Genomic DNA, 7,542 nt, shown 5'->3' with positions numbered 1-7,542 from the left:
GACTGCTCTTTAGGAACAAATGATATTAATGAAAAACTATTTTCTATATATCCAAACCCTGTTAATGAAGTTTTGGTTTTAAATGGCACAAAAAATATAGGCAAACTTAAAACCCAAATTTATTCAACAGAAGGAAAAATTTTAAACACGCAACATATAGATTTTAACAATCAAACATCAATCGATGTATCAAACCTATCCAGCGGTATTTACTTTTTAAAGATAGGGGATGAAAGTGGGAGAGTAGAGGTGAAAAAGTTTGTAAAACAATAAATAGTTCTCGACTGCGCTCGAACGGACATTTTTCTGTTTCTTCAAAAATAAAAGAAGTATTTGGGAAAAAGGAGGAAATCCCCCAACATAAAACAGGGAATTACCTATTTTAATTTTGAAGGTTTTTGCATAATTTTAAGAAATTAACTAACTTTAATCCTCATATTATGACATTACAAGCCACAAGCACACAAGCACACAAGCACACAAGCACACAAGCCTTAAGCCACAAGCATTAAAAGCATTACTATTTTTACTGTTTTTATTTTATTCTTTTTTTCTATTTGCTCAGAATAGGCATGATTATTATGTTGCCCAGGATGCCGGTTCTGCCTATCTAATGATAACAAGCACCAGCAACGGCACCTCCAACAATTATATTATAGATACTACTACTAATAGTATTACAATAGACGTTTCAAGCTATACAAACGGCATTTACAATATAGCTTTGGTCTGCGATGGCCAAATACAAGATTCTAAAAACCTTTTAAAACAATAAATTATGAGAACTATCATCCTATTTTTCTTAACTAGCCTTATATACAATACTAGTCTAGCCCAAGACCCACAGCTTTTTGAAAATGATTGGTATTTATCCAAGCTTAACATTGATGGAATGGAGTATCCAGCACCGCAGAATGATGAAATTGATTTTATCCAATTAGTTATTGTAGGGGAGTTGTTCACTTCGGAAATATGTGATGAACTATTTCAGGGAGATGAAGTTACTATCTCAAATACAGAAATCAATATTTCAAATTTTATTGTTACTGGCTTTAATGATTGTACAATACCAGAAAATGTTAATTATACAGATTTATATTTATCCCAATTCTTTAATACGCAATTATCAAATAGAATATTTAGTTATATAATTGAAAGTAATGGAACAGATTTAGCTTTAACACTTACAAACGAAGAAGGTTATAAGGCATTTTATGGAAATACACCTTTAAGTGTTAATGGTTATGATGTATCAAGATTTGCCATATTCCCCAATCCATTAAAAGATATTTTAAATATAATTTCTACTGAATTAATGGAAAATATCAACATTAAAATATATAGTACAGAAGGCAAGCTTTTAAAGGTTGAAAATTTCAATTTAGAAAATCAAACATCAATCGATGTATTAAATCTTTCCAGCGGTATTTATTTTTTAAATATTGAAGACCAAAGCGGGAGAGTAGAGGTGAAAAAGTTTGTAAAAGAATAAATAATCTAATGTACCTAACAGCATTTTTCTTAACCTGCAAAGATTTAAAAAACTTTGCAGGTTTTTTTACTGAGTATTTCTATATAATTCGTGTCCCAAGCCTTCGGGAGTGGCAAAACAGCCACAGAAATAATAATCCGCACAAAACCACAACAATTCGCTTTATACTTGTTAAATTTGCCCTGCTAATTTTTTTCAGAATAAGATGTACAGAACGCATAATAACGGCGAACTACGCGCCGCAGATATCAATAAAGAAGTAACCCTTTCAGGATGGGTTCAAAAAACTCGTGATAAAGGATTTATGGTTTGGGTGGACCTTCGTGACCGCTACGGTATTACCCAACTTATTTTTGATGAAGACCGTACCCCAAAAGACGTAATGGACAGATGTTCAAAACTAGGGCGAGAGTTTGTGATACAAGTAACGGGAACTGTGATTGAACGCGTTTCAAAAAATCCAAATATGCCGACTGGGGATGTGGAAATCTTGGTTTCTAAATTAACTATTTTAAACGAATCGCTTACACCTCCATTTACCATTGAAGATGAAACAGATGGTGGTGAGGATTTACGTATGAAATATCGATACCTAGATATTCGTAGAAATCCAGTGCGAGAAAATCTTATTTTCCGTCACAAAGTTGCTATTGAAGTGCGTAACTATTTATCAAACCAAGGTTTTATTGAAGTAGAGACTCCGTATTTAATTAAATCAACCCCTGAAGGAGCTCGCGATTTTGTAGTGCCTTCAAGAATGAATGAAGGACAATTTTATGCCCTTCCACAATCGCCACAAACATTCAAGCAATTGCTTATGGTAGGTGGTATGGATAAGTATTTTCAGATAGTAAAATGTTTCCGTGACGAAGATTTACGTGCAGACCGCCAACCAGAATTTACGCAAATAGACTGCGAAATGGCTTTCGTAGAACAAGAAGATATTTTAAATGCTTTTGAAGGTTTAACCAGACATCTTTTAAAAGAAATTAACGGCGTAGAGATTTCTGAATTCCCAAGAATGACATACGACGAAGCAATGGCTAAATACGGAAACGACAAACCAGATATCCGATTTGGGATGGAGTTTGGAGAGTTAAATGAAGTAGCCCAACACAAAGACTTTGGTGTTTTTAATCAAGCTGAATTAGTGGTTGGAATTGCAGTTCCTGGTGGAAATGCTTTTACAAGAAAAGAAATAGATAAATTAATAGACTGGGTTAAACGTCCTCAAGTTGGTGCTTTAGGAATGGTTTATTCGCGTTGTAATGACGACGGAACTTTTAAGTCTTCTGTAGATAAATTTTTCGATCAAGATGATTTAGCGAAATGGGCTGAAGTTACGGGTGCAAAACCTGGCGATTTAGTTTGCGTACTTTCTGGTGATAAAAACAAAGTAAGAACACAACTAAGTGCTTTAAGAATGCATTTAGCCGAGCAGCTTGGTTTGAGAAAGAATGACGAGTTTGCGCCACTTTGGGTAATAGACTTCCCGCTTTTAGAATGGGATGAAGAAACGGAGCGTTACCACGCAATGCACCACCCATTCACATCTCCAAAACCTGGGCAACTAGAACTTTTGGATACTAATCCTGGAGAAGTAAAAGCAAATGCCTACGACTTAGTTTTAAACGGAAATGAAATTGGCGGTGGCTCTATCCGTATTCACGATAAGAAAACTCAGTCATTAATGTTTGATTATTTAGGATTTACACCTGAAGAAGCAAAAGCACAGTTCGGCTTTTTAATGGATGCCTTCCAATACGGTGCACCTCCACACGGTGGATTAGCCTTTGGACTGGATAGACTAGTTTCTATTTTGGGCGGACAAGAAACAATACGCGATTTTATCGCTTTCCCTAAAAACAATTCGGGACGCGATGTAATGATAGACGCCCCTGCTCCAATTGATGAAAAGCAATTAGAAGAACTTCATCTTAGGGTTGAATTAAATAAATAAAACACCTTAAACCTAACAGGTCAGAGTGCCTTTTGCATGGCAATGTCTGTTAGGTTTTTTGATTAAGGTTATCAATATAATTAATGAAAGCTCTAAAAATCATCACATTTATAGTTCTAGGTCTTTGCATTATAGCACTCTTTGTCTTTTTTGGCGGTTGGTTGTATTACCACAAAAAATTCCCAATTAACGAGGAGGTCTATCCAAATTATGTGGGGTACATCAATCAAGAAACAACAGCCTTAAATAGAAGTTACAAACTTTGTGACCCTGAAGCAATATATCACGTACATCACGGTGCTTCAGAAGAAGGATATGCTGGTAATAAAAAGCAGTATAGAGATGATATACTGGCGCAATACAAAAACAATAGTTATACAGATTCTGGCTATCTAAACTTTAGATTTTTGGTTAATTGTGAAGGAAAACCAGGATGGTTTGAAACTATTGAAGTAGATACAAATTATCAAAAAACACAATTTTCAGAAGAATTAGTCTCCCAATTACTCGCAATAACAGCTCAAGCAAAACATTGGAATATAATACGTTTTGATGAACAACCCGTAGATTATTATATGTACGTATCCTATAAATTAAAAGATGGAGAAATTACTGGAATATTGCCTTAGCCTTCTATTTATTGCAGCTGTGTTTGCTTCTTGTGAAAAAGACACTTCACAAATGTCTGAAGCTGAAAAGAAGCAATACTCGGTTGAATTATACAAAGAAGCAGTAGGCTTACACGCTGCACAGGGCGACCCAAGGGTTATGACAAAGCTGGAACATGCTGTTGCCATGGATCCTAACAATTGTAAAGCGCTTCGAGAACTTTCTGTAGCCTATTTAAAGCGGGGATTGATTGATGAATGGAAAATCAAATTCGACAAAGCTGCTAATTGTGATCCAAAAATTTGGGTGCCGTGGCGAGGGTATCTTTACCTACAGTTTTATAGAGATTATGAAAAGGCTATTGCAGATTTTGATGCTTCAGATACTTTAACTCCAGACTTCACCGATGCACCACAGGGCCACAGTGTAGATTATTGGCGTGGATTGGCCTATCTAGGCCTAAAAGATTACGAGAATTCAATTAAGTATTTAAACCGTTATGTAGATGATGTAACAAAAAAGAATGGTGAAGATTGGGCTGAGCCTACTGCATTTTTATATAGAGGAATTGCTCATTATGAAAATAACACCCCTGAAGCTGCCCTAATAGACCTTGACAAGATGATTTTCTATAATCAAAACAAGACGGCAGATGGAAGTTATTATAAAGCTTTAATTTTATTTGAACAAAATAAATGTGAAGACGCTAAGAAAGAATTAGAAACAGCCTTTAATAATTTTAAAAATGGTTATTTTAACAAGCACCATTATACCGAAGCTTTAAAACAGATCTATATTCAGGACTTAAATAATTTAGAAAACGCGATTAGCAATCAATGCCCGCACAAAAAAGAAGCATATTAGCACGCCTGCTTATCTGGCGAATTAAGAATATATCAAATCAGCGATTTGTATATATCTTAAGTATAATTGTAGGTTTCTTATCAGGTGTTGTGGCTGTAATCATCAAAAACGGTACTCACTTTATTCAGCTTTTATTAGAAGGAAAATTAATTGCAGACTACTATTCTGCTTTTTACTTTATCTTCCCCCTTATCGGACTCGGAATTACTTATTTAGTTATTAAATATTTAATCCGAAATAAAGTAAACCACGGCATCCCTTCTACCCTTTTTGCTATTTCAAAAGAAAAGGGGTTGATGAGGCGTTTTCAAATGTTTGGAAGTATGATTGCCGCCCCAATTACAGTAGGTTTTGGTGGATCCGTAGGGCTTGAGGGACCCACTGTTGCTACAGGTGCTGCAATAAGTTCGAATCTTTCACGCGTATTACACGTAGACCAAGCCACCCGTACATTATTAATTGGATGTGCTGCTGCAGGGGCTATGTCGTCTATGTTTAAGGCACCAATCGCTGCTATTATTTTTGCGATTGAAGTTTTTAGTTTAGACCTCACTTTAGTTTCTATGGTTCCTTTGCTGTTAGCTTCGGTTTCAGCAATTTTAACTTCTTATTTCTTCTTCGGAAATGACATTCTACTCCCTTTTAAAGAAACCGATACTTTTAATATTAGTAATATTCCTTTCTATATTATTCTTGCAGTAATAGCTTCATTAGTTTCAATATACTTTGCAAAAACCTATGCGTTCTTTCAAGATTTTTTCGAGAAGATAAAATCTCCTATTAAAAGACTTTTTATAGGTGGTTTAAGTATTGGTGCACTTATATATTTTATTCCACCCCTTTATGGAGAAGGTTTTGACATTATAAACAATATAGTAAAAGGAAAGCCAGAGTTAGCTTTGCAGAATAATATTTTCAATCTAGACCTAAATAGTGTGTGGATGGTGATTGCGTTACTATCTGGATTAGTCTTTTTTAAAATTATAGCAAGTGCTTTGACCTTTGGCGCAGGAGGTGTAGGAGGGATTTTTGCACCAGTACTTTTTATGGGAAGTATAATGGGGAATGTTGTAGCCAAAATAATAAATAATTGTGGATTGTTTCCAAATGGAGTTTCGGAAAGTAATTTCACTTTAGTGGGAATGACAGGCCTAATGGCAGGCGTACTTTACGCTCCTTTAACTGCAATTTTCTTAATAGCAGAAGTAACCGGAGGCTATGAGCTTTTTATTCCTTTAATGATTGTAGCTACTATATCATTCTCTATGACAAAGTACTTTATTCCACATTCGGTTTATGCTATGGAACTAGGGAAAAAAGGAGATTTAATTACTCATAATAAAGATCATGCAGTACTTACGTTAATGGATATAAAAACTGTGATAGAACGTGATTTTATAAGTGTTAATCCGCAAATGAATTTAGGTGAAATAGTAAACCAAGCGGTTGTAAAATCTAAAAGAAATATTTATCCTGTTTTAAACAAAGAAACAAAGGCTTTGGAAGGAATTATACTTTTAGACGACTTAAGACCTGTGATGTTTAATCAGAGTTTATACGAAGAAATGAAAGCTAGCGAGTTAATGCATCATCCACCTGAAGTGATTAATCTCAGTGAAGATAAAATGACTGAAGTAATGAAAAAATTTCAAGATACCGGGGCGTGGAATCTCCCAGTAATTAGAAGTGGCGAATATTACGGATTTATATCAAAGTCTAAGTTACTCACAGCCTACAGAAAAAAATTAATTGATTTTTCTAGAAATTAATACAGTAAAGGATAAGTATTTATGAAGTACATTTTAATAATTTTATTACTTGCCGTTTTTATAGGACTAGGAAGCGGATTTTATATAAAACCAGAAGATGAAGCTACCGGCAACTTACTTATTGGTTTAAGTATTTCACTTGGCTTTTTTATTTTAATGCCTCTGTTTATATACCATCGATGGAAGGATAAAAATGTTAAAGACTATATGTTAACCAAGGAGAACATTCTTAAAATGCAAGAGTATCAAAACTCAAAAGATAAAAAGTAAATGTTCTTAGGCTTAGTGCAAATCTAATTTAGATTTCTTTTTTCTATAAAAAATCGCTTCAATAATGTAGAAGCTTCTTTTTCCATAACCCCTCCTGTCATTACAGTTTTAGGATGAAGTTTTGTGTTTAATGAAATACAACCTCTTGCTTCATCTCTCGCACCGTAAACTATTTTTGAAATCTGACTCCAAAACAAAGCTCCCGCACACATTTGGCATGGCTCTATAGTTACGTACAAGGTGCAATCGATAAGATATTTACCGCCTAAATAATTAGCAGCAGAAGTAATGGCCTGCATTTCGGCGTGAGCAGTAACATCGTTTAGTGTTTCTGTTAGATTGTGCGCTCGAGCTATTATATGATTGTTAATTACCACTACAGCTCCAATCGGAATCTCACCTTTTTTATAAGCTTCTTCTGCCTCTTGATAGGCGCGTTTCATAAAATAGGTATCGTCGTAAGGGTTTATCATTTTAATAAATTGTATTCTAAATTCAGTTTAAATTTACAATTAATTGAATTAGCATTTACTTAATTGACAAATTAACGAATTCTCCAATTAACAAATTCCCAATAA

At 34.5% G+C, this 7,542-nt stretch carries 8 protein-coding genes; 7 read left to right on the top strand and 1 reads right to left on the bottom strand.

The genetic code is table 11. The features are described from left to right. The 7 genes from RT250_RS11375 to RT250_RS11345 form a co-directional block, all read left to right on the top strand. Positions 1-273 (top strand): T9SS type A sorting domain-containing protein (locus RT250_RS11375; RefSeq protein ID WP_313114858.1); only part of this gene is annotated, 273 nt, incomplete at its 5' end. A 505-nt stretch (positions 274-778) separates the two neighbouring features. Continuing rightward, complete coding sequence (locus RT250_RS11370; RefSeq protein WP_313114857.1) at positions 779-1,492, top strand: T9SS type A sorting domain-containing protein; 714 nt, start codon at positions 779-781, stop codon at positions 1,490-1,492. A gap of 205 nt (positions 1,493-1,697) precedes the next feature. Beyond that, positions 1,698-3,452: an aspartate--tRNA ligase gene (gene aspS, locus RT250_RS11365; protein WP_313114856.1), complete on the top strand. Its 1,755-nt coding sequence runs from the start codon at positions 1,698-1,700 to the stop codon at positions 3,450-3,452. An 83-nt stretch (positions 3,453-3,535) separates the two neighbouring features. After that, complete coding sequence (locus RT250_RS11360) at positions 3,536-4,081, top strand: hypothetical protein (RefSeq protein ID WP_313114855.1); 546 nt, start codon at positions 3,536-3,538, stop codon at positions 4,079-4,081. Next, complete coding sequence (locus RT250_RS11355; protein WP_313114854.1) at positions 4,053-4,925, top strand: tetratricopeptide repeat protein; 873 nt, start codon at positions 4,053-4,055, stop codon at positions 4,923-4,925. The genes RT250_RS11360 and RT250_RS11355 overlap by 29 nt, the downstream gene beginning before the upstream one ends. Then, on the top strand, positions 4,898-6,694 hold the full coding sequence (locus RT250_RS11350; protein ID WP_313114853.1) for a chloride channel protein: 1,797 nt from the start codon (positions 4,898-4,900) through the stop codon (positions 6,692-6,694). Before RT250_RS11355 ends, RT250_RS11350 begins: the two co-directional genes overlap by 28 nt. A 21-nt stretch (positions 6,695-6,715) precedes the next feature. Further along, the gene (locus RT250_RS11345; protein WP_313114852.1) at positions 6,716-6,964 is read left to right on the top strand and encodes a hypothetical protein; all 249 of its coding nucleotides are present in this window, start codon (positions 6,716-6,718) and stop codon (positions 6,962-6,964) included. A 23-nt stretch (positions 6,965-6,987) separates the two neighbouring features. Here RT250_RS11345 and RT250_RS11340 read toward each other — a convergent pair whose 3' ends face one another. Beyond that, positions 6,988-7,437, bottom strand: a complete 450-nt coding sequence (locus tag RT250_RS11340) for a nucleoside deaminase (protein ID WP_313114851.1) — start codon at positions 7,435-7,437, stop codon at positions 6,988-6,990. Positions 7,438-7,542: the final 105 nt, after the last annotated feature.

Origin of the sequence: Aequorivita sediminis, assembly GCF_032080575.2 — a bacterium.
Classification (GTDB): Bacteria; Bacteroidota; Bacteroidia; order Flavobacteriales; family Flavobacteriaceae; genus Aequorivita; species Aequorivita sediminis.
Note: the sequence above shows the minus strand (reverse complement) of the source record. Positions and strands in the feature narration are given on the sequence as shown.